A 20,938-nucleotide genomic window follows, 5' to 3' on the forward strand; every position below is an offset into this window, starting at 1 on the left:
TCAGGATTGAAAGGTCTCGTGATGCCGGATCACTTCGGCAATCACGAAGTTCAGCAGTTTGCGCGCAAAGTCCGGGTCCAGGTCGGCCTCGCGCGCGAGGCGTTCCAGCCGCTCGATCTGCTGCGCTTCGCGGGCAGGGTCGGACGGCGGAAGATCGTGTTCGGCCTTGAGGCGGCCGACGGATTGGGTGTGCTTGAAGCGTTCGGCCAGCGTATAGACCAGGATCGCGTCCAGCCGGTCGATGCTGGCGCGGTGGTCGCGCAACAGGGCCGCGGCACGGGCGACGGGATCGGCAGGGGTGTCCATCATTTCTTCCCGAACATCCCCGACAAGCCGCCCGGCAGCCCGGCCTTGCCCAGCTGACCGCCAAGGCCGCGCGGATCCTGCAGCATCTTCTGCGCCTCGGCCATCTTGGCGGGGTCGAAGTTTTCCAGGTCGGGCAGCCCGCCGCCCTTGCCGGTCATGGCGCGCATGGCCTGCTTCAGCATCCCGCCCTTGCCCATCTTGCCCAGCTTCTTCATCGTGTCGGCCATCTGCTTCTGCATCTTCAGCAGCTTGTTCAGTTCCGACACTTCCATGCCCGCACCCGCCGCGATCCGCTTCTTGCGGCTGGCCTGCAGCATATCGGGATTGGCGCGTTCCTTTTTGGTCATCGAATTGATCAGCGCGATCTGGCGGGTGATCGCCTTGTCGTCCATGCCCGCAGCCTCGGCCTGCTTGGCCATCTTGGCCATGCCGGGCATCATGCCCATGATGGACTGCATCCCGCCCATCTTCTGCATCTGTTCAAGCTGGCCTTTCAGGTCGTTCATGTTGAACAGACCCTTCTGGAAGCGCTTCATCATGCGCTCGGCCTGCTCGACCTCCAGCACCTGCTGGGCCTTCTCGACCAGGGCCACGATGTCGCCCATGCCCAGGATCCGGCCCGCGACGCGCTGCGCGTCGAAGGTTTCGAGCGCGTCCATCTTTTCGCCCAGGCCCACGAAGCGGATCGGCTTGCCGGTGATGGCGCGCATCGACAGGGCCGCACCGCCGCGCCCGTCGCCGTCCATCCGGGTCAGGACCACGCCCGAGATGCCGACCTTGCCGTCGAACTCGGTCGCGACGTTCACCGCGTCCTGGCCGGTCAGGCCATCGACGACCAGCAGCGTCTCGCGCGGCTGGGCGATGTCGCGGACGGCCTGAACCTCGTCCATCAGCTGCTGGTCGATATGCAGGCGTCCGGCGGTGTCCAGCATCACCACGTCATAGCCGCCAAGCGACGCCTGCTGCTTGGCGCGGCTTGCGATCTGGGTCGCGGTCTGGCCCGGCACGATGGGCAGGGTATCGACGCCGATCTGGGTTCCCAGGATCGCCAACTGCTCCATCGCGGCGGGACGGTTGGTGTCGAGCGACGCCATCAGCACGCGCTTCTTCTCGCGGTCCTTCAGGCGCAGCGCCAGTTTCGCGGTCGTGGTGGTTTTCCCCGAGCCCTGCAACCCAACCATCAGGATCGGCGCGGGCGGGTTGTCGATGCGGAGCGCGTCGGGCGCGTCGTCGCCCTGCAGGGTCTTGATCAGCTCGTCATGGACGATCTTGACGACCTGCTGGCCCGGCGTGATCGACTTGGTGACGGAAGACCCGGTGGCCTTGGATGTGACGGCCTTGACGAAGTTGCGCGCGACGGGCAGCGAAACGTCAGCTTCCAGCAGGGCCACGCGGACCTCGCGCATGGCGGCGGTCACGTCATCCTCGGTCAGGGCGCCCTGCTTGGTCAGCCGGTCGAAGACGCCGCCCAAACGGTCGGAAAGGTTCTCGAACATCGCCGGGCCTCCTTCGGTCCAAAGCACATTTGCCCCCGTGGGCGCGACGCGCTGACGGGGGGCGATCCCCGCGCGTGACGGGGACCGGAAGGTCAATCCTTCCGGGAATCCAGGGGCTGATACGAAAAAACGGCCTGCGAGTCAACGCAGGCCGTGGAACTTGTTACAGGGACAGTCTCAGGCGGCCAGCTTTTCCAGCGCCTCCTGTGCGCGGGCCATGCCCGCGTCGCGATCCATCGCCAGCCGGTCGGCGGCGACGAACTCGACATCGGTGATGCCCATGAAGCCCAGGATGAAGCGCAGATACCCCGAGGCATGATCGAACTCAGACCCGATGGGCGTGCCAGCCGCGCTGTAGGCGACGATGGCGCGCTTGCCCTTCAGCAGGCCTTCCGGGCCTTCGGCGGTATAGCGGAAGGATTTTCCGGCCCGCGCGATCTGGTCCAACCAGTTCTTCAGTTGCGCGGTCAGGGTGAAGTTATAGATCGGCAGGCCGATCACCAGGACATCGGCCGCCTGAACCTCGGCCAGATAGGCGTCCGAGGTGGCGATCAGCGCCTGCTGATCCGGCGTGGGGTTTTCCGGGGCCATGCGAACGGCTGCGAACCAGTCGGTGTCGATGGCGGGCACGCCCTTGTTCAGGTCGCGATAGGTGACGGTCGCGTCGGGATTTGCGGCTGTCAGCTTGGCCACGATGTCGGCGGTCAGCTTGCGAGACACGGAAGCCTCGCCGGTAATCGCGCTGTCGATGTGCAGGATGTTCATGGGGGAGGGTCCGTTCAGGTTTGGTGCGTTGATGTTGATTTAGGGCTGGCCCGGGACGATTGAAATGGCGATAAGCGCGCAATGTCTGTGCGGGGATGCACATGAGCATCGACAGTTGGGACGACCTTCGCATCGCGCTTGCCGTGGCGCGCGCCGGCACGGTCAGCGCGGCCGCCGAGGCCCTGGGCGTCCACCACGCCACCGTCATCCGCCGCATCGACGGGCTGGAAGGACAGCTTGGCGTCAAGCTGTTCCAGCGTCACCCGCGCGGCTATGCCCTGACCGAGCCGGGGCAGGCCATGCTGAAGGTCGCGGGCGATGCCGATGAACGCTTTGCCCAGCTTGCCGCGCAGATCGCGGGCGGGGGCGACCGGATCGAAGGCGAACTGGTCGTCACATCCCTGCCGGAACTGGCCGATCTGGTCATGCCCCGGCTGATCCGGCTGATGCGCCAGCACCCCGGCCTTCGCATCAACTATGCCACCGATACGCGCCTGTTCCGCCTGGACGCCGGAGAGGCGCATGTGGCGATCCGCGCAGGCAGCCAGCCGACCGAGCCGGATTATGTCGTCCGCCCCATGGGCACGTTGCGCCACCCGATCTATGCCGCGCCCGAATACCTCGCCACGCATGGCGAGGTGACGGACATCGCGGGACACCCGCTTGCCCTGATGGGTCCGCAGGCCCGCAACGCGCCACTGATGGTCTGGCTGCGCGACAGGATCGACCCAGCCCAAGTCGTCCTGACCGCCAGCGACGAGACCGCGCGCGAGGCGGCGATCCGCGCGGGCCTGGCCATCGGTCCCCTGTCGCCGTCGCGGGCCGAGGGGCTGGTCGAGGTGATGGCCTTGCCCGAATGGGAATCGCGGCTGTGGCTGGTCACCCATGTCGATCTGAACCGCAGCCCCAAGGTGCAGGCGGCGATTGCCGCCTTGCGCGACCCGTGACCCCTTCACAGTCTGCAAGCGGTCAGCCAAGGTGCCGGGCAAGGAGGAACCTGCCATGAGCCATCCCATCAGCCGCTTTCCCGTGCCCGACCTTGCGACCCTGCCCCAGGATATGCAGGACGCGATCGCCAAGGTCGCCGAAAAGTCGGGCTTCGTGCCGAACGTGTTTCTGGCGCTTGCCCATCGGCCCGACGAATTCCGAGCCTTCTTCGCTTATCACCAGGCGCTGATGGACAAGGACGTGGGCCTGACCAAGGCAGAGCGGGAAATGATCGTGGTCGCGGTCAGCGGCATCAACAACTGCCAGTATTGCGTGGTGGCCCATGGCGCGATCCTGCGCATCCGGGCCAAGGATCCGCTGATCGCCGATCAGGTCGCCGTCAACTGGCGCAAGGCGGATCTGACCGACCGGCAGCGGGCGATGCTGGCCTATGCCGAGAAGGTGACAGTGGCGGCCTTTCAGATCGGGGATGCGGACCATCAGACGCTGCGTGACGCGGGCTTCGATGCAGACGAGATTTGGGATATCGGCGCCATCGCGGCCTTTTTCGGTATGTCGAACCGGATGGCCAATGCCGGGGATTTTCGCGCCAACGACGAATTCTATATGCTGGGCCGCGGGTGACGCGATCCGATGCCCTGCGCGGCCATGCGGCCATGCTGCTGTTCTCGGCCTTGGTCGCGGGGTCGTTTTCGCTGGGCGTCCGGGCCGCGAACCTGATCGACCCGGCGGCGATCACGGTCGCGCGCTTTGTCATCGCGGCGGGCGTCCTGGCCGGGATCGCGCTCCTGGTGCCGGGGCGGGGCAGGCCGGGCGCGCTGTTGCAGGCGCCTTGGCGATACCTTCTGCTGGGCGGGGCCTTTGCCGGATATTTCGTGCTGATGTTCGAAGGGTTGAAGACCGCCCCGGCCGTTTCGGCAAGCGCGGTCTTCACGCTGACCCCGATCATGGCGGCGGGCTTTGGCTGGTGGCTGTTGCGCCAGCGGATGACCGGCCATCTGGCTGCGGCCCTGGCGCTTGGCGGGGCGGGGGCGTTGTGGGTGATCTTTCGCGGCGACCTTGATGCCCTGATGCGGCTGGACATCGGGCGGGGCGAGGCGATCTATTTCGCGGGCTGCGCGCTGCACGCCCTTTACACGCCGCTGGTCCGCAAGCTGAACCGGGGCGAGGGGCCGCTGATCTCGAGCCTTGGCACGCTGATCGCGGGCGGGATGCTGACCGCCGTCTGGGGATGGGGGGCGCTGACTGCGACCGCCTGGGGCCAATTGCCCGGCATCGTCTGGATCACCATCTTCTATGTCGCGGTCTTTGCCAGCGCCTTTACCACCATGTTGGTCCAATACGCGGCCCTGCGCCTGCCCTCGGCCAAGGTCATGGCCTATACCTATCTGACGCCCTTGTGGGTGATCCTGCTGGAGGCCGCGGTTGGCAAGGGAATGCCCGGCGTCGTGGTGGTGCCGGGGATCGCCGCCACGCTGGGGGCCTTGGCGCTGCTTCTGAAATCGGATGAACCGGCACGCGGCCCCGTGCGCGCAAGCTGACCCGCGGCCTTCGCGCACCACTGCCGCGATGATTGCGGGGCGGCGCTTTTCTTCGCATGGCGACCCCGCTAGGTTTTGCGCGACCGAGGTGACCGGCAAGGGGCGGCTGTGGCGCATATCATCGTTGTGGGCAACGAAAAGGGCGGGTCGGGCAAGTCCACCACCTCGATGCATGTGGCGACGGCCCTGGCCCGCATGGGCCACCGCGTGGGCGGGCTGGATCTGGACGTGCGCCAGCGCAGCTTTGGCCGCTACCTGGAAAACCGCGCCCATTTCCTGCAGCGCGAAGGGCTGGATCTGCCCATGCCGGTCATCGGCACCCTGGCGGAAGGCAGCGACCCCTTGTCCCCCGCCCTGACCGTGCTTGAAGCCGATTGCGATTTCATCCTGCTGGACTGTCCTGGATCGCATACCAAGCTCAGCCAGATGGCCCATACGCTGGCCGATACGCTTATTACCCCGATGAACGACAGCTTTGTCGATTTCGACCTGCTGGCGCGGCTGTCGCCCGAGGGCAAGATCCTCGGCCCCTCGATCTATGCCGAAATGGTCTGGGCGGCCCGGCAGATGCGCGCCCAGGCGGGGGCGGGGCCGATCGACTGGCTGGTGCTGCGCAACCGGCTGGGCACGCAGCAGATGCACAACAAGCGCAAGGTCGGCGGCGCGTTGCAGGCGTTGTCCAAGCGCATCGGATTCCGCGTGGCGCCCGGGTTTTCCGAACGGGTGATCTTTCGCGAACTGTTCCCGCGCGGCCTGACGCTGCTGGATCTGAAGGACATCGGCACCGAACAGCTGTCCATGTCCAACATCGCCGCGCGCCAGGAACTGCGCGACCTGATCGCGGAACTGAAGTTGCCGGGGGTGGCGGTCAACTTCTAGGCAGGGGCGACGGGACGCGTTGTTGCCGCCGGATTCCGTGACTATGTTGTGCTGCCAGCCATCGGGATAGCAGCCAGACCCATGCGCCTTATTGCCGTTTTTCTTGTTGCCATCGCCTTTCCGCTGGCCGCTTCGGCCAACGAACCCGCATCCGCGTCCGAAGCCCCCCTGCGCGTCGCGCCATCCGTCACCGTCGAGGCCGCGACCGTGACCGAGGTCCGGGCCCGCGTGCCCGTGTCGGGCAGCATCGTCGCGCGGCAACTGGTGCAGGTCTTTCCCCAGGTCTCGGGCTATGAGATCACCGAAATCCTGGCCGAGGCGGGCGACACCGTGTCCAAGGGCCAGGTGCTGGCCCGGCTGTCCGCTGATACGCTGTCGGCGCAGCGCGAACAGGCCGAGGCGGAATATCTGCGGGCCGAGGCGGGCGTCGGCCAGGCGCAAAGCATCATCGACAGCGCAGCGGCCTCTCTGACGCAGGCCCAGTCCATCTTGCAGCGGGTGCAGCAGTTGCGCGAAGGCGGCACGGCCGCGCAATCCAGCCTGGATGATGCCATCGCGGCCGAGGCGAATGCCCGGGCGCAGGCGGCATCCGCGGCCGACGGGCTGGCAGTCGCGCGCGCCGCCCTGGCGCAGGCCGAGGCCGCGCGGCGCATCGCCCAACTGAACCTGGACCGCGCGCAGATCACCGCCCTGGTGGCGGGCGTGGTCGTGGCCCGCAATGCCGAATTGGGCGCCTTGGCCGGCGGGGGGGGCGATCCGCTGTTCACCCTGCTTGCCGACGGCGCGGTCGAGATGTCGGCCGAGGTGATCGAAACCGCGCTGGCCCGCCTGAAGGTCGGCGATCCGGCAGAAATCACCGTCGCGGGCACGGGCATGGTGGCCGGAACGGTGCGGCTGACGCCCGCCTCGGTCGATCCGGCGACGCGGCTGGGGGTGATGCGGATCACGCTGGACAAGGCGGACGGCGTCAGGATCGGCCAGTTCGCCAGCGGCTGGGTCGTCACCGACCGGCGTCAGGCCGTGACGGTGCCTGCCGGTGCGGTTCTGGCGGACAGCACCGGCGAACGCGTTCAGGTTGTCCGGGACGGCGTGGTCGAAACCCGCCCGGTCCGCGCGGGCCTGCTGTGGGATGGACGGCGCGAGATCGCCGAAGGACTGGTTCCCGGCGAACAGGTGATCGTCCAGGCGGGGGCATTCTTCCGCACCGGCGATCAGGTCCGGCCGGTCGTGGCACAGGGGGAAGGACCGTGAATTTTTCCACCCTGTCGATCCGCCATCCTGTCCCGCCCATCGCGGTCTTTCTGGTGCTGGTGATCGTCGGGCTGTACAGCTTCAGCCGCCTTCCGGTCACGGCCATGCCCAACATCGACCTGCCCATCGTGCAGGTCACCATCGACCAGCCGGGCGCCGCGCCGTCCGAACTGACCACCCAGGTCATCCAGCCGGTCGAGGACAGCATCGCATCCGTCACCGGCGTCCGGCACATCACATCCACGGCGACGGACAGCACGGCGGCGCTTGTCGTGGAATTCGAACTGGAAACCGACAGCGACCGTGCCGTCAATGACGTGAAGGACGCGGTGTCCAACGTCCGCCAGCAATTGCCCGAAAGCATCAGCGAACCGCTGGTGCGGCGGCTGGACGTGACGGGGATGCCGATCCTGACCTATGCCGTCAGCGATCCCACGCAATCCATCGAGGCCTTGTCGAAATTTGTCGATGACGTGATCGGGCGCGAACTGTCCACCGTTCCAGGCGTCGGTCAGACGACGCGGATCGGCGGGGCCGCGCGCGAGATCAAGGTGGAACTGGATCCCGACCGGCTGCTGGCCCATGGCCTGACGGCGGCCGACGTGTCGAACCAGTTGCGGGCGCGCAATATCGACCTGGGCGGCGGGCGGGGCGATCTGGCGGGACGCGAGTATTCGATCCGCGCCCTGGGTGGGGCGGACACTGTCGCGCAGCTTGCCGCCACGCCTATTTCCATTGCCGACGGGCGCACGATCAGGCTGGACCAGTTGGGCCAGGTGATCGACGGCCCGGCCGAGGAACGCAGCTTTGCGCTGCTGGACGGCCAGCCGGTCGTGGCCTTCGGCATCTATCGCACGACCGGGGCCTCTGACCTGGCGGCGGGGGACGGGGCCAAGGAACGGTTGGCCCAGATCGGCGAACGGTTCCCGAACGCCCGGATCACCCTGATCGACGACGCCACGACCTATACCGAGGCCAGCTATCACAGCGCAATGGAAACGCTGTACGAAGGCGCGGCCCTGGCGGTGGTCGTGGTCTTTCTGTTCCTGAGGAACTGGCGCGCGACGCTGGTGGCCGCCGTAGCGCTGCCCTTGTCGATCATCCCGACCTTTTTCGTGATGCAGTGGCTGGGCTTCACGCTGAACGGCATCAGCCTGCTGGGCATCACCCTTGTCACCGGCATCCTGGTCGATGACGCTATCGTCGAGATCGAGAATATCGTCCGCCACATCGGCATGGGCGTGCCGCCCTACGAGGCCAGCGAGGAGGCCGCGAACGAGATCGGCCTGACCGTGATCGCGATCAGCTTTTCCATTGTCGCGGTCTTTGCGCCGGTCAGCTTCATGGGCGGCATTCCGGGTCAATATTTCAAGCAGTTCGGGCTGACGGTCGCGGTGTCGGTCCTGTTTTCGCTGCTGGTGGCGCGGATCATCACGCCGATGATGGCGGCCTATCTGATGCGCGGCACGGTCCACGGCACGGATGAACGCGACGGCTTCGTGATGCGCGCCCTGATGCGCGTGGTGGGCTGGACCATGCGTCATCGTGGGCTGACGCTGTTGACGGGCGGGGCGATCTTCGCAGGCTCGATCTATTCCGCGACGCTGCTGCCGACCGAATTCATTCCTGTCTCGGACATCGGCCGCAGCCAGATCGAGGTCGAACTGCCCCCCGGCGCCACGATCGACAACACCGAGGACGCTGCCCGCAGTCTGTCCGCCCGCATCGACGAGGTGCCCGAGGTGCAGTCGGTCTTTGTCTATAGCGACGGGTCAGACGGGACCGAGGCGCGGGTGATGATCAACTATGGCAAGAAGGAAACCCGCGAGCGGTCACAGTTCGTGCTGGAGGAGGAGTTGAAGAACCGCCTGTCGGACACGCCCGACATGCGGATCAACTTCCAGAACGAAAACGGCCAGAACGACCTGACCATCAACGTCCTGGGCGCGACCGAGGAGGGCGCGGCGCTGGCCGCCGAACGGCTGGCGGCGGCGATGTCGGAATTGCCCTCGCTGGAAAGCGTCTCCACCACGGCCAGCCTGCAACGCCCCGAAATCCAGATCACACCGCGCGCGGATGTAGCGGCGCAACTGGGGGTATCGGCCAGCGACATGGCGACGACGCTGCGCGTGGCGACGCTGGGCGATGTCGAATCGAACCTGGCCAAGTTCAACGCGGGGGACGAACAGATCCCCATCGTCGTGCGCCTGAACCCGGACGCCCGCGCCGACCTGATGGTGGTGCAGAACCTGCGCGTGAATTCATCGTCCGGGCAGGTGCCGCTGGGGGCCGTGGCCGATGTGAAGCTATCCGCCGGCGCGACCGAAATCGGGCGATACGACCGCCAGTTCCAGACCACGGTCAGCGCGAACCTGGCCGATGGGCAACTGCTTGGCCCCGTCAGCGCCCAGGTGACGCAGTTGCAGGAACGGATCGAACTGCCACCCGGCACGCGGATCCAGCCATCCGGCGACGCCGAGATCATGGGAGAGGTCTTTGGCGCCTTCGGCATCGCCATGGGTGCGGGGGTGATGCTGGTCTATGTCGTGCTGGTGCTGTTGTTCCACAACTTCATCACGCCGGTGACGATCCTGATGTCCCTGCCGCTGGCCATCGGGGGCGCGATCCTGGCGCTGTTCATCACCGGCAATTCGATCAGCATGGCGGTTGTCATCGGCTTTTTGATGCTGATGGGGATCGTCACCAAGAACTCCATCATGCTGGTGGAGTTCGCGCTGTCCGCAATCGAACGCGGCGTGGTCAAGCGCGACGCGATCCTGGATGCGGTCCACAAGCGCGCACGCCCCATTGTCATGACCACCATCGCCATGAGCGCGGGGATGATCCCCTCGGCGCTGGCAACCGGCGAGGGCGGCGAATTCCGCGCGCCCATGGCGATTGCGGTGATCGGGGGGCTTTTGCTGTCCACCATCCTGTCGCTGCTGTTCGTGCCCGCGCTGTTCTCGTTGATCCATGGCGCAGAGGGGCGGCTTTCCGGGTGGGTAAGTCGGCGGATCGGGCTGAACCGGCCCCGCCAGCCGGCGGAATAGGGCGGAACTTCACCGGGCGCATCGCATTGGGTGGGCTGATGCGAAAGGAGGCCATTCATGGCAAAGGTTCTGATCATGGCGTCGGACGGGTTCGAACAGTCCGAACTGTTCGTGCCACTTGAAAAGCTGAAGAATGGGGGCCACCACGTCGATATCGCCGCACCCGAGGCAGGCGAGATCACTGCCTGGGACAAGGACGACTGGGGCAAGTCCGTGACCGCGAACATGGCGATTTCGGACGTGGATGCAGCAGATTACGATGCCTTGGTGCTGCCCGGCGGCGTGATCAACCCCGACAACCTGCGCACCGACAAGACAGCCATCGCCCTGATCCGCAGCTTCGCCGATGCCGGAAAGCCTGTCGCCGCGATCTGCCACGCCCCTTGGCTGCTGGCCGAAGCCGGTCTGGCGCAGGGGCGGCGGCTGACCAGCTTTGAGTCGATCCGTACCGACATGAAGAATGCCGGGGCCGAGGTGGTGGAGGAAAAGGTCGTGGTGGACCGGGGCATCATCACCAGCCGCAAGCCGGATGACCTGGATGCATTCGTGGGCGCCATCGAGGATGTGTTGCGCTGAATTGCGTCCCGCGAGCGCCGGGGGCGCTTCGCCCCCCGGACCCCCCGAGGATATTTTTCTGATGAAGAAAGGGCGCCTTGCCGGGCGCCCCTTCGATGTGCCCGGTCTGGGATTTAGGCCAGCATCCCCATCGGGTTTTCCAGATGGTTGACGATGGCCTCCAACAGTTGTGCGCCGAGGGCACCATCAATGACCCGGTGATCGACAGACAGGGTCATGGACATGACGTTGCGCACCACGACCTCGCCCTTTTCCACGACAGGGGTCTGGATGCCCGCGCCCACGGCCAGGATCGCGCCGTGAGGGGGGTTGATCACGGCGTCGAAGTTCTCGATCCCGAACATCCCGAGGTTCGAGATCGCAAAGCTGCCGCCCTGGTATTCATGGGGGGCAAGCTTTTTCGTCTTGGCGCGGTTTGCCAGATCCTTCATCTCGGCCGACAGGGCTGACAGGGTTTTCTGGTGCGCGTCCTTCAGGACGGGCGTGAACAGCCCCCCTTCGATCGCGACGGCCACGGCCACGTCCGACGGCTTCAGCTTCAGGATCCGGTCCCCGGCCCAGACGGCATTGGCATCGGGCACCTGTTGCAGCGCCAGGGCGCAAGCCTTGATGATGAAGTCGTTGACCGACAGCTTCACGCCCCGCGATTCAAGCTGCTTGTTCAGCATGGCGCGGAACGTCATCAACTCGTCCAGCTTGGCAGACCGGCGCAGATAGAAATGCGGGATGGTCTGCTTGGCCTCGGACAGCCGGGCGGCGATGGTGCGGCGCATCCCGTCCAGCGGCATTTCCGTCGTCTCGCGATCCGCATACATTTTGAGGATGGTGTCGGCGGAAGGTGCTTTTGGTGCCTGTGCCGCAGGGGCCGGAGTCGTGGTCGGGGCCGCAGTAGGCGCGGTGGCGGAAACTGCGGCGGGCTTGACGGCGCCGGGCTTTGCCCCCTCGACATCGGCTTTCACGATCCGGCCGCGCGGGCCGGTGCCGGTGATGCCCGACAGGTCGATGCCCTTTTCGGCGGCGATGCGACGGGCCAGGGGCGACGCGAAGACGCGGTTCCCGCCGGCTGCCTTGTCGGGCGCGGCCTTTGCGGGCGATGCGTCGCCTGCGACCGGGGCGCCGATGGGATCGCCATAGCCCTTTTCGGCGGCAGCCTTTTCCTCGGCAGCAATGGGCGCGGCGGCAGGGGCCGTAGCAGCAGGGGCAGGGCTGGACGCGGCTGACGCGTCCTCGCCTTCCTCCAGCAGCACGGCGATGGGGGTGTTGACCTTGACCCCCGCGCTGCCCTCGGTGATCAGCAGCTTGCCGATGGTGCCTTCATCGACGGCCTCGAACTCCATCGTGGCCTTGTCGGTCTCGATCTCGGCGATGATGTCGCCGGACTTGACGGCATCGCCTTCCTTCACCAGCCATTTGGCCAGCGTCCCTTCCTCCATCGTGGGGGACAGCGCGGGCATCAGGATTTCTGTCGGCATAACGCGTTCCCCTTAGCGGTAGGTGACTTTCTTGACTGCCTCGACGACCTCGGCAGAGGTGATCAGGGCCAGTTTTTCCAGGTTGGCGGCGTAAGGCATGGGCACGTCCTTGCCGGTGCAGTTGATCACCGGCGCGTCCAGGTAATCGAAGGCGTTTTCCATGATATAGGCCGACAGGTGGTTGCCGATGGATCCGACGGGGAAACCTTCCTCGACCGTCACCACGCGGTTGGTCTTCTTCACCGATTCGATGATCGTGGCATAGTCGATGGGGCGCAGGGTGCGCAGGTCGATCACCTCGGCCTCGATCCCCTCCTGGGCCAGCTTGTCGGCGGCTTCAAGCGAATGGGCCATGCCGATGCCGAAGCTGATGATCGTCACGTCCTTGCCTGTGCGCGCGATGCGGGCCTTGCCGAAGGGGATGGTGAAGTCCGGCAGGTCCGGCACTTCGAAGGACCGGCCATAGAGGATCTCGTTTTCCAGGAAGATGACCGGGTTCGGATCGCGGATCGCCTGCTTCATCAACCCTTTCGCATCCGCTGCGCTGTAGGGCATCACCACCTTGAGGCCGGGGATCGAGGAATACCAGGCCGCGTAATCCTGACTGTGCTGGGCACCGACGCGGGCGGCGGCGCCGTTCGGGCCGCGGAACACGATGGGGCAGCCCATCTGGCCGCCCGACATATACAGGGTCTTGGCGGCCGAGTTGATGATGTGGTCCATCGCCTGCATGGAGAAGTTGAAGGTCATGAACTCGACGATGGGGCGCAGGCCGGCCAGGGCGGCGCCGGTGCCGATGCCCGCGAAGCCGATCTCGCTGATGGGGGTGTCCACCACGCGGCGCGGGCCGAACCGGTCCAGCAACCCTTGGCTGATCTTGTAGGCGCCCTGGTATTCGCCGACTTCCTCGCCCATCAGGAAGACGGTTTCGTCGCGCTCCATTTCCTCGGCCATGGCCTCGCGCAGGGCTTCCCGCACGGTCATGGTCTTCATCTTGGTGCCTTCCGGCCAGTCCGGGCTGCGGTCTGGTTCGGGGGTCTTGACCTGTTCGACAGCGGAGGCGGCCGGGGCTTCGGATTTTGCCTCGGCCGGGGCGGCGGCGGCAGGTGCCTCGGCCTTCACGTCGTCGGTGGATTCGCCTTCCTCGATCAGGACGGCGATGGGGGTGTTCACCTTGACCCCTTGCGAGCCTTCGGCAATCAGGATCTTGCCCAGGATGCCCTCATCCACGGCCTCGAATTCCATGGTCGCCTTGTCGGTCTCGATCTCGGCGATGATGTCGCCGGATTTGACCGCGTCGCCTTCCTTCTTCAGCCATTTCGCCAGCGTGCCCTCCTCCATCGTGGGGGACAGGGCGGGCATCAGGATTTCAGTAGCCATTCGTTCAACCCTCCCTCAGGCAACTTCTTCGGCGCTGCCCTGGGGCAGGTCTTCGGCGTAAATGTCGGTCCACAGTTCTTCCAGCGCCGGTTCCGGGCTTTCCTTGGCGAACTCGGCGGAATCGTTCACGATGTCCTTGATGTCCTTGTCGATGGCCTTCAGGTCGTCTTCGGACACGTGGCGCCCTTGCAGCAGCAGTTCGCGGACGTGTTCAATGGCATCGCGTTCGTCGCGCATCTTCTGGACTTCCTCGCGCGTGCGGTACTTCGCCGGGTCCGACATCGAATGGCCGCGATAGCGATAGGTCATCACCTCAAGGATGTAAGGTCCCTTGCCCGCCCGGCAGTGGGCGACGGCCTTTTCGCCCGCCGCCTTGACCGCCAGCACGTCCATGCCATCCACCTGTTCGCCCGGGATGCCAAAAGCCTCGCCCCGCCCGAACAGCGTGTTGGACCGGGTGGACCGCTTCATCGAGGTGCCCATGGCATACTGGTTGTTCTCGATCACGAAGATCACCGGCAGATCCCACAGCACGGCCATGTTGTAGGTTTCGTAAACCTGGCCCTGATTCGCGGCGCCATCGCCGAAATAGGCGAATGTCACATTGTCATTGCCCAGGTATTTGTCGGCGAACGCCAGGCCTGCGCCCAGCGGCACCTGGGCTGCCACGATGCCGTGGCCGCCATAGAAATGCTTTTCGCGGCTGAACATGTGCATCGAGCCGCCCTTGCCCTTGGAGTATCCCCCCTCGCGCCCGGTCAGTTCGGCCATCACGCCGCGCGCTTCCATCCCGCAGGCAAGCATATGCCCGTGATCGCGATACGAGGTGATGCGCTTGTCGCCTTCCTTCGTGGCCGCTTCCAGGCCGACGACGACCGCTTCCTGGCCGATATACAGGTGGCAGAATCCGCCGATCAGGCCCATGCCGTAAAGCTGGCCCGCCTTTTCCTCGAACCGGCGGATCAGCAGCATGTCGCGGTAATATTGCAGCAGTTCGTCGCGGGACACGTTGGGTTGCGTCTCGGCGGCGGAAGCAGGCTTCCTGGCCATGCGGGGGTTCCTTCCTTGGATGCGCGGTCAGAATAGTTCAGCGTTAAACTATCCGTAGCGCATCGAAATGGGGCGTGCAATCCGCGAACGAAACGTGTTGTTCAGCGCAGGATCACCTCGTCCGCGCGGATCAGGCCCAGCATTTCGCGGGCACGTTCGTCCAGAAGATCAAGGTCCAGATACTCATCCGACATCCGCCGGGTCAGGTTCTGCATCTCTTGCACCTCTGCCTTCAGCCGGTCGCGTTCGGCGGCCAGTTCCAAGGTTTCCGCCTCGACCTGGATGCGGCGCAGGATGCCCGAGGGGCCTTGCACGGCGGCAAACGCGAAATACAGGCCCAGGGCGACGGCCAGGGCCAAAAGAACAGTGGCGCTGATGGAAAGACGCTGCGACATGGAAAGGCCGTTTCGGTTGGACGGGTGGATCATGCCACAGCGCCGGGGGCGGGGGAATCCCCCGGTTACGCATTGCGGCGGAAGATGGCGTCCAGGCGCGCGGCTTCGTCCACCAGGCCAAAGGGGGCGTTCAGCATCCACAGGCCCGACCCGATCATCGAGTGGCCGGGTCGGGCGGGTGGAAACCTCACCTCGGATCGCAGGGCGCCGGGGTGGGCGGCGGTCAGCGCGTCCAGCATCGGCAGGTGGCGGTTATCGGTCAGAATCGGATACCACAGCGCAATGACGCCCACGTTCCATTTGCGCGCAATCAACCCGATCTGACGGGGGATCGCCGTGTAATCCGTCTTCACCTCGTAACTGGGGTCGATCAGGATCAGCCCGCGCCGGGGGGTCGGCGGGCAGATCGCCTGCGCCATCTGGAACCCGTCCTGCCGATGCAAAGCGGCAAAGGCCGCCACATGGGTCAAGGCGTCGTATTCGCCAGGGTGCAGTTCCGCCAGATGCGCGGAATCCCCCCGGCGCAGGAAATGCGCGGCGATCAGCGGCGATCCCGGATAGGCCTGCGGGCCGTAACTGCGCCGGACCTGTGCCAGGGTGCCCAGAAGGGGGTGATCGGGGGGCAGCCAGCCTTCGGCCTCGGCCCGCTGAATGCCGGCGCGGGCTTCGCCGGTCTTGGCGGCCTCGGCCCCGTCCAGCCGGTAAAGCCCGCGTCCGGCATGGGTTTCCAGATAGGACAACGGCTTGTCCTTGCGGGTCAGGTAATCCAGGGCGACGGCCAGCAGCGCGTGCTTGTGCAAGTCGGCCAGGTTTCCCGCGTGATAGGCGTGTTGGTAACTGAGCATGGACGGGCCTTAGCCCGCCGGGGTTGGCGGGAAAAGGCTTATGTCGCCTTGCGCAGTTCGGAATGGCTTTTCAGCACCCGGTCACCGTCATCCTGTTCGATCAGGTAGGCGGGGTTTTCCGTGTCGGCGTTCCGCTTGACCTTGGCGCCCTTGATGGTGCGCTCGACCGGGTCGCTGAAGGATTCGGCAACCTTGCCCGTGGCGGTTCCCTTGCCCCAATCCCATTCGACCTTTGATCCGACACGGAATTTAGTCATGACCGTCTCCCTTTTCGCTGCCGCGACAACGCGGGCGTGGGGGCGGGGTTTCGATGGCTGGAATGAAAAGCGGCGGCGCCCAGGGAGGAGGAGGGGCGCCGCCGCGGAACGCTGGCCCAGGGAGGAGGGAGGGCCGCGTTTAGAGTGCGGCACGGCCAGGGAGGAGAAGGGCCGTTGCCGCCAACGACCGGACCAATGGGAGGAGGGGTCCGTCGCATGGGATGCCGCAAATGAGGCGGCTATGTGGAGGCGGCAGCACCCAGGGAGGAGGAGGGGTGCTGCCGCGGAACGCTGGCCCAAGGAGGAGGGAGGGGCCGCGTTTGGGGTGCGGCACGGCCAGGGAGGAGAAGGGCCGTTGCCGCCAACGACCGGACCAATGGGAGGAGGGGTCCGTCGCATGGGATGCCGCGAAACAGGGCGGCTATGTCAGGGTTGCGGCGACCCCCATGAGGGAGGAGGAAGGGGGCCGCCGCCTGTCGCAGGAAACCCCATGGAGGAGAAAGGGTTCCTGCGCTGTCTTGGGGCGGCATCCTCGCAAGGGGGAGGAGGAGAGGATGCCGCCAGTTCCGTGCCCCAGGGAGGAGGGGGGCCGGAAAGGGTGTGTCTTACTTCGCGCCCCAGGCGGCTTCATGGGCCAGGCGACCGATCATCGCGCGGTTGATGCCCAGGTCGGCCAGGTTGCGGTTGGTCAGCACGTTCAGTTCACGCACCGTCTGGCGATAGATCGCACGGCGGGCACGGTTTTCCTGCATGTGCTGGATCGCGGCCATCAAACGGCCGGCAATGCCAGTGCTGGCGGCGGCGTTGTGAGTGTGGGCGATAGCAGCCATGATTGTATTCCTTGATCTTGCGTCTTCGGCATCTGCGCCCTGCCCGGATGGCTTGGCGCCTTTCGATGAACCCAAGATGGCGCTAATGCTGCGGCTGCACAATGGATCGCTTCGGATTGCTGCCATGCAGCAATTGCATGACTTGCCGGTCAACCCTTGGGATTGCTGTTAATAACCATGACAGAACTGTGACAGTAAAACTGCGTTAGCGATCACGCTGCGCTGCAAAAATATGCGGATCGCGAACTGGGACAGTCATGTTGCCGCATATTGCGGCGGGTGGTTGATGCCGCAGCCTTGGTGGACCATGTTTGCATCGAAATCAAAACAGGTCGTGACATGTCCGTGAACCGCGAAGCTGCCCTTAGGGAAATCTCTGACATCGTTCTGCCGGACGGCCGGACCCTGGAAAAAGCTGACTTGGTGCGGGCTTTTTCCGTCGATGGCGATACCGTCAGATTCGTGCTGGAGGTGGCGGACGCGGGTGTTGCGCGCAGCATGGCCCCGGTCGAGGCCGAAGCCAAGCGGCGGCTGGAGGCCATGCCGGGCGTGGGCAAGGTCCAGATCGTCATGACGGCCCCTGCCGGCAAGTCCGCGCCTGCGCAGCCCGCGCCTGCGCAGCCCGTGCGCAGTTCCGGTGCGGCGCCCTCCTTGCAGATCGGGCGCCACCCGACCGCGCAGGCTGGACCCCAGCCGATTCCCGGCGTGAAAAGCATCATCGCCATCGGGTCGGGCAAGGGCGGCGTGGGCAAGTCCACCGTCACGTCTAATCTGGCGGTTGCGCTTGCGCGTGCGGGACGCCGGGTGGGGCTGCTGGACGCAGATATCTATGGCCCCTCGCAGCCGCGCATGATGGGCATATCCGGCCGTCCCGCCAGCCCCGACGGCCAGCATATCGAACCGCTGCACGCCCATGGCGTCACCGTCATGTCCATCGGCCTGATGCTGAAGGAAGGCGAGGCGGTCGTCTGGCGCGGTCCCATGCTGATGGGCGCCATGCAGCAGATGCTGCAACAGGTGAACTGGGGCGAACTGGACGCGCTGCTGATCGATTTGCCCCCCGGCACGGGCGACGTGCAGCTGAGCCTGTGCCAGAAGGCCGCCGTCACCGGGGCCATCATCGTGTCCACCCCCCAGGATGTGGCGCTGCTGGATGCCCGGCGCGCCATCGACATGTTCAACAAGCTGAAGGCCCCCGTCCTGGGCCTAGTCGAGAATATGTCCACCTATGTTTGTCCCAATTGCGGCCATGAGGCGCATCTGTTCGGCCATGGCGGCGTGGCGGCCGAGGCGCGGCAACTGGGCCTGCCGTTCCTGGGTGAACTGCCCCTGGAACTGGATGTCCGCCTTGCGGGCGATTCGGGGCGGCCCGTGGCGCTTGGCGAAGGGGCGACCGCGCAGGCTTATGCCCGGCTTGCCGACCGGCTGATCCGGGATGGCATTGCCTGATTCCCTGACGGCTGGGAAAAGGCGGGAATGACAAGGCGGCACCGCCGATGGCAGGCCCAGGCTGCCAGATCACGCTGTCGTGATCCGCTGTGAGGGGCTTGCCCTGCATTTCCGCTTTTTTGTGGATAAGTCGCAACAGCTCTGCGCGTAACCGGACAGGACAAGTCCTTGGATAAGCGCAGACAACAAAAATCAATCTTCGATATCTTGCGGAGAATCGAGGCTTGGCGCTCAAGAGTTTGGGTTTCAAGCCGATTCGTGGCAGGCTTGCCACAGGGCGCGATAAACCGCCGTTCGCGGTTTGGCTCCCTCACCGGGCGCAGAATTCCATTGCTTCCCATGAATTCCCATGTCACAACCTGATCACGAAGACGGGCAGTAAAGGGGCACCCAAGACCCCAAGGCGAAGCAGGCTTTCATACAGGCGTCCGTTTTCCAACAAAGCCGTCCGCAGGCACGAGCAGCACCTCCCCCAGGTGGCGCCTGACAAGGACGGAACCCCGAAAAAGGGGCAAAACGTGGGAACGAGGGCGGCGGATCGGGCAGTGGCAGCAGCCCGGTCCGCCCTTTCATTTCGCGCAGGCGAAAGGGGCGGGCAGTGAGGCAGGACCAAGGTGGCGCGGAAATTCAGAGGCACTGAATCCGTCAAGGTCGATGGCAAGGGTCGAATGTCGATTCCGGCCCGGCTGCGCCGCGTGTTCGATGCCGGAGATCCTGCCTTTGCCACAGCCAATACAGGGCGCACGCAGCTGGTCGCCGTTTACGGTCCCGACTGGTGGAACTGGATCGAGCTTTACACCATCGACGCCATTGAGGAAATCGACGAGCAGATCGACAAGCTGACGCGCGGCAGCCCGCAGCGCCGCTGGCTGGAAATGCTGATGAACGGCCAGTCCACCGATCTGGAAATCGACCGCGAGGGTCGGCTGGTCCTGCCCCAGAAGCTGCGCGAAAAGCTGGGCTTTACAGAAGGCGCCGAGACGATCTTCGAATCGCGTGGCGATTATATCCAGGTTTATCACCCCGACACGCGTCCCAAGGACGTCGCGGCCTTGGAGGATTTCACGGCCCAGCACGGTCCCGAATTCGATCCCCGGTCCTTCCTGGACCAGATGGACGAGGGCTAGGCCGTGGCGGATCCGCATATTCCCGTTCTGCTGGCCCCTTTGTTGCGCGCGGTGGCGCCTGTGTCCGGCACTTGGCTGGACGGCACCTTCGGCGCGGGCGGATACGCGCGCGGCCTGCTGGAGGCGGGTGCCGGGCGGGTAATCGGCGTGGACCGCGATCCCTTGGCCTTTCACATGGCGGCACCCTGGGCTGGCGAATACGGCGACCGGCTGCGTCTGGTCGAGGGGACGTTTTCCGATCTGGATCAACTTGCGGGCGAATCGCTGGACGGCGTGGTGCTGGACCTGGGCGTCAGTTCGATGCAGCTGGATCTGGCCGAACGGGGCTTTTCCTTTTTGCGCGACGGCCCACTGGATATGCGGATGGACCAGGCCGGGCCTTCCGCCGCCGATCTGCTGAACGGTGCGGACGAATCGGTGATCGCCGACGTGCTGTATCATTACGGCGAGGAACGCGCCGCCCGCCGCATCGCCCGCGCCATCGTTGCAGCCCGCCCCCTGACCCGCACGGCACAGTTAGCCGAGGTGGTGTCATCCTGCCTGCCGCGCCCCAAGCCCGGCCAGAGCCATCCGGCGACCCGCAGCTTCCAGGCGATCCGCATCTGGGTGAACGACGAGTTCCGGCAACTGGTCGATGGCCTGTCGGCGGCCGAGCGTGCCTTGAAGCCCGGCGGCAAGCTGGCCGTGGTCAGCTTTCATTCGCTGGAAGATCGGATCGTCAAACGCTTCATGCAGGCGCGGTCGAACAGCGCCGGCGGCGGCAGTCGCTATGCCCCCGTGCAGGACATGGCGCCCGCCGCCTTTGCCATGCCCTTCCGCCGCGCCATCGGTCCCGACCCGGACGAGGAATCGGCCAACCCGCGTGCCCGGTCCGCCTTGCTGCGCGTGGCCGTCCGCACCGATGCCCCCGCCGGTGACGTGGATGCGGATGCCTTGGCGATGCCGCGCCTGCCAAAGGGGGGACATTGATGCGTCCCCTGACCTATCTGGCCTGCGCGCTGCTGGTCATGGGCCTGGCCTTCTGGGCTTATCGCGAAAACTACCGCACCCAGGCTGCCTTGGGCGAGATGAGCCAGATCCAGCGGGAAATCGCAGGATTGAGAGAGGATCTGGGCGTCTTGCGCGCCGAATGGGCCTATCTGAACCGCCCCGAACGGCTGCGCGAACTGGTGGATCTGAATTTTGACCGCCTGCAACTGATCCCGCGGGAAGCGGGGCAGGCGGTGGGTCTGGGCCATATCGACTATCCCAAGCCGCCCGCGCCGCCGGAATCCGACCCCCAAGCCGTTCCCGGCGACGCCGCCGCCCCCCAGGAGTGACC

At 65.6% G+C, this 20,938-nt stretch carries 21 protein-coding genes; 11 read left to right on the top strand and 10 right to left on the bottom strand.

All coding sequences use genetic code 11. From position 1 onward, the window contains the following. The 3 genes from LZ585_RS03790 to LZ585_RS03800 all read right to left on the bottom strand — a co-directional run bounded on the left by LZ585_RS03790 (position 1) and on the right by LZ585_RS03800 (position 2,567). A complete protein-coding gene (locus LZ585_RS03790) occupies positions 1-309 on the bottom strand; it encodes a chorismate mutase (RefSeq protein ID WP_234855115.1) in 309 nt (102 codons plus the stop codon). Then, complete coding sequence (ffh, locus tag LZ585_RS03795; protein ID WP_234855116.1) at positions 306-1,802, bottom strand: signal recognition particle protein; 1,497 nt, start codon at positions 1,800-1,802, stop codon at positions 306-308. The genes LZ585_RS03790 and ffh overlap by 4 nt, the downstream gene beginning before the upstream one ends. Before the next feature lie 177 nt (positions 1,803-1,979). Further along, positions 1,980-2,567, bottom strand: coding sequence for an FMN-dependent NADH-azoreductase (locus tag LZ585_RS03800; protein WP_234855117.1), 588 nt, complete (start codon positions 2,565-2,567; stop codon positions 1,980-1,982). Positions 2,568-2,668: 101 nt separating this feature from the next. Between LZ585_RS03800 and LZ585_RS03805 the strand changes: the two genes are divergently transcribed. From LZ585_RS03805 to LZ585_RS03835, 7 genes are all read left to right on the top strand, one after another. Beyond that, on the top strand, positions 2,669-3,514 hold the full coding sequence (locus LZ585_RS03805; RefSeq protein ID WP_234855118.1) for a LysR family transcriptional regulator: 846 nt from the start codon (positions 2,669-2,671) through the stop codon (positions 3,512-3,514). A 55-nt stretch (positions 3,515-3,569) separates the two neighbouring features. Then, entirely contained in the window at positions 3,570-4,139 is a 570-nt protein-coding gene (locus LZ585_RS03810; protein ID WP_234855119.1) for a peroxidase-related enzyme, read from the top strand. 32 nt (positions 4,140-4,171) lie between these two features. Then, positions 4,172-5,056, top strand: coding sequence for a DMT family transporter (locus LZ585_RS03815; RefSeq protein WP_234855750.1), 885 nt, complete (start codon positions 4,172-4,174; stop codon positions 5,054-5,056). Positions 5,057-5,164: 108 nt separating this feature from the next. Then, a complete protein-coding gene (locus LZ585_RS03820; protein WP_234855120.1) occupies positions 5,165-5,935 on the top strand; it encodes a division plane positioning ATPase MipZ in 771 nt (256 codons plus the stop codon). Positions 5,936-6,016: 81 nt separating this feature from the next. Further along, positions 6,017-7,186, top strand: coding sequence for an efflux RND transporter periplasmic adaptor subunit (locus tag LZ585_RS03825; RefSeq protein ID WP_234855121.1), 1,170 nt, complete (start codon positions 6,017-6,019; stop codon positions 7,184-7,186). Further along, a complete protein-coding gene (locus LZ585_RS03830; RefSeq protein ID WP_234855122.1) occupies positions 7,183-10,236 on the top strand; it encodes an efflux RND transporter permease subunit in 3,054 nt (1,017 codons plus the stop codon). Before LZ585_RS03825 ends, LZ585_RS03830 begins: the two co-directional genes overlap by 4 nt. 57 nt (positions 10,237-10,293) lie before the next feature. Further along, complete coding sequence (locus LZ585_RS03835; RefSeq protein ID WP_234855123.1) at positions 10,294-10,812, top strand: type 1 glutamine amidotransferase domain-containing protein; 519 nt, start codon at positions 10,294-10,296, stop codon at positions 10,810-10,812. Positions 10,813-10,925: 113 nt separating this feature from the next. Here LZ585_RS03835 and LZ585_RS03840 read toward each other — a convergent pair whose 3' ends face one another. The 7 genes from LZ585_RS03840 to LZ585_RS03870 all read right to left on the bottom strand — a co-directional run bounded on the left by LZ585_RS03840 (position 10,926) and on the right by LZ585_RS03870 (position 17,041). After that, positions 10,926-12,284, bottom strand: coding sequence for a pyruvate dehydrogenase complex dihydrolipoamide acetyltransferase (locus tag LZ585_RS03840; RefSeq protein ID WP_234855124.1), 1,359 nt, complete (start codon positions 12,282-12,284; stop codon positions 10,926-10,928). A 12-nt stretch (positions 12,285-12,296) separates the two neighbouring features. Beyond that, complete coding sequence (locus LZ585_RS03845; protein ID WP_234855125.1) at positions 12,297-13,664, bottom strand: pyruvate dehydrogenase complex E1 component subunit beta; 1,368 nt, start codon at positions 13,662-13,664, stop codon at positions 12,297-12,299. A gap of 15 nt (positions 13,665-13,679) precedes the next feature. Then, positions 13,680-14,714: a pyruvate dehydrogenase (acetyl-transferring) E1 component subunit alpha gene (gene pdhA, locus LZ585_RS03850; RefSeq protein WP_234855126.1), complete on the bottom strand. Its 1,035-nt coding sequence runs from the start codon at positions 14,712-14,714 to the stop codon at positions 13,680-13,682. Between the two features lie 101 nt (positions 14,715-14,815). Then, positions 14,816-15,109: an FtsB family cell division protein gene (locus LZ585_RS03855; protein ID WP_234855127.1), complete on the bottom strand. Its 294-nt coding sequence runs from the start codon at positions 15,107-15,109 to the stop codon at positions 14,816-14,818. Between the two features lie 65 nt (positions 15,110-15,174). Next, positions 15,175-15,954: a 23S rRNA (adenine(2030)-N(6))-methyltransferase RlmJ gene (rlmJ, locus tag LZ585_RS03860; protein WP_234855128.1), complete on the bottom strand. Its 780-nt coding sequence runs from the start codon at positions 15,952-15,954 to the stop codon at positions 15,175-15,177. Positions 15,955-15,992: 38 nt separating this feature from the next. After that, positions 15,993-16,211 (bottom strand): hypervirulence associated TUDOR domain-containing protein, encoded by a 219-nt coding sequence (locus LZ585_RS03865; RefSeq protein ID WP_234855129.1) that lies wholly within the window; start codon positions 16,209-16,211, stop codon positions 15,993-15,995. A 605-nt stretch (positions 16,212-16,816) separates the two neighbouring features. After that, entirely contained in the window at positions 16,817-17,041 is a 225-nt protein-coding gene (locus LZ585_RS03870; RefSeq protein WP_234855130.1) for a DUF1127 domain-containing protein, read from the bottom strand. A 339-nt stretch (positions 17,042-17,380) separates the two neighbouring features. Between LZ585_RS03870 and LZ585_RS03875 the strand changes: the two genes are divergently transcribed. From LZ585_RS03875 to ftsL, 4 genes are all read left to right on the top strand, one after another. Continuing rightward, positions 17,381-18,490 (top strand): Mrp/NBP35 family ATP-binding protein, encoded by a 1,110-nt coding sequence (locus tag LZ585_RS03875; RefSeq protein ID WP_234855131.1) that lies wholly within the window; start codon positions 17,381-17,383, stop codon positions 18,488-18,490. 614 nt (positions 18,491-19,104) lie between these two features. Beyond that, positions 19,105-19,617 carry a division/cell wall cluster transcriptional repressor MraZ gene (locus LZ585_RS03880; RefSeq protein WP_256445647.1) on the top strand — a complete coding sequence of 171 codons (513 nt, stop codon included), beginning with the start codon at positions 19,105-19,107 and terminating at the stop codon, positions 19,615-19,617. Positions 19,618-19,620: 3 nt separating this feature from the next. Next, positions 19,621-20,586 (top strand): 16S rRNA (cytosine(1402)-N(4))-methyltransferase RsmH, encoded by a 966-nt coding sequence (gene rsmH, locus LZ585_RS03885; protein WP_234855133.1) that lies wholly within the window; start codon positions 19,621-19,623, stop codon positions 20,584-20,586. Continuing rightward, positions 20,586-20,936 carry a cell division protein FtsL gene (ftsL, locus tag LZ585_RS03890; protein WP_234855134.1) on the top strand — a complete coding sequence of 117 codons (351 nt, stop codon included), beginning with the start codon at positions 20,586-20,588 and terminating at the stop codon, positions 20,934-20,936. The genes rsmH and ftsL overlap by 1 nt, the downstream gene beginning before the upstream one ends. The last annotated feature ends 2 nt before the right edge of the window (positions 20,937-20,938 follow it).

The organism is Paracoccus everestensis (assembly GCF_021491915.1).
Lineage (GTDB): Bacteria > Pseudomonadota > Alphaproteobacteria > Rhodobacterales > Rhodobacteraceae > Paracoccus > Paracoccus everestensis.

Bases quoted from the DNA above. Each gene is read 5' to 3' on its own strand.
- LZ585_RS03835 (WP_234855123.1), top strand. From the start codon at position 10,294: ATGGCAAAGGTTCTGATCATGGCGTCGGACGGGTTCGAACAGTCCGAA.
- LZ585_RS03800 (WP_234855117.1), bottom strand. From the start codon at position 2,567: ATGAACATCCTGCACATCGACAGCGCGATTACCGGCGAGGCTTCCGTG.
- LZ585_RS03870 (WP_234855130.1), bottom strand. From the start codon at position 17,041: ATGGCTGCTATCGCCCACACTCACAACGCCGCCGCCAGCACTGGCATT.
- LZ585_RS03805 (WP_234855118.1), top strand. From the start codon at position 2,669: ATGAGCATCGACAGTTGGGACGACCTTCGCATCGCGCTTGCCGTGGCG.
- ffh (WP_234855116.1), bottom strand. From the start codon at position 1,802: ATGTTCGAGAACCTTTCCGACCGTTTGGGCGGCGTCTTCGACCGGCTG.
- LZ585_RS03855 (WP_234855127.1), bottom strand. From the start codon at position 15,109: ATGTCGCAGCGTCTTTCCATCAGCGCCACTGTTCTTTTGGCCCTGGCC.
- LZ585_RS03875 (WP_234855131.1), top strand. From the start codon at position 17,381: ATGTCCGTGAACCGCGAAGCTGCCCTTAGGGAAATCTCTGACATCGTT.
- LZ585_RS03865 (WP_234855129.1), bottom strand. From the start codon at position 16,211: ATGACTAAATTCCGTGTCGGATCAAAGGTCGAATGGGATTGGGGCAAG.
- pdhA (WP_234855126.1), bottom strand. From the start codon at position 14,714: ATGGCCAGGAAGCCTGCTTCCGCCGCCGAGACGCAACCCAACGTGTCC.
- LZ585_RS03825 (WP_234855121.1), top strand. From the start codon at position 6,017: ATGCGCCTTATTGCCGTTTTTCTTGTTGCCATCGCCTTTCCGCTGGCC.
- LZ585_RS03845 (WP_234855125.1), bottom strand. From the start codon at position 13,664: ATGGCTACTGAAATCCTGATGCCCGCCCTGTCCCCCACGATGGAGGAG.
- LZ585_RS03810 (WP_234855119.1), top strand. From the start codon at position 3,570: ATGAGCCATCCCATCAGCCGCTTTCCCGTGCCCGACCTTGCGACCCTG.
- LZ585_RS03840 (WP_234855124.1), bottom strand. From the start codon at position 12,284: ATGCCGACAGAAATCCTGATGCCCGCGCTGTCCCCCACGATGGAGGAA.
- rlmJ (WP_234855128.1), bottom strand. From the start codon at position 15,954: ATGCTCAGTTACCAACACGCCTATCACGCGGGAAACCTGGCCGACTTG.
- LZ585_RS03790 (WP_234855115.1), bottom strand. From the start codon at position 309: ATGATGGACACCCCTGCCGATCCCGTCGCCCGTGCCGCGGCCCTGTTG.
- ftsL (WP_234855134.1), top strand. From the start codon at position 20,586: ATGCGTCCCCTGACCTATCTGGCCTGCGCGCTGCTGGTCATGGGCCTG.
- LZ585_RS03815 (WP_234855750.1), top strand. From the start codon at position 4,172: ATGCTGCTGTTCTCGGCCTTGGTCGCGGGGTCGTTTTCGCTGGGCGTC.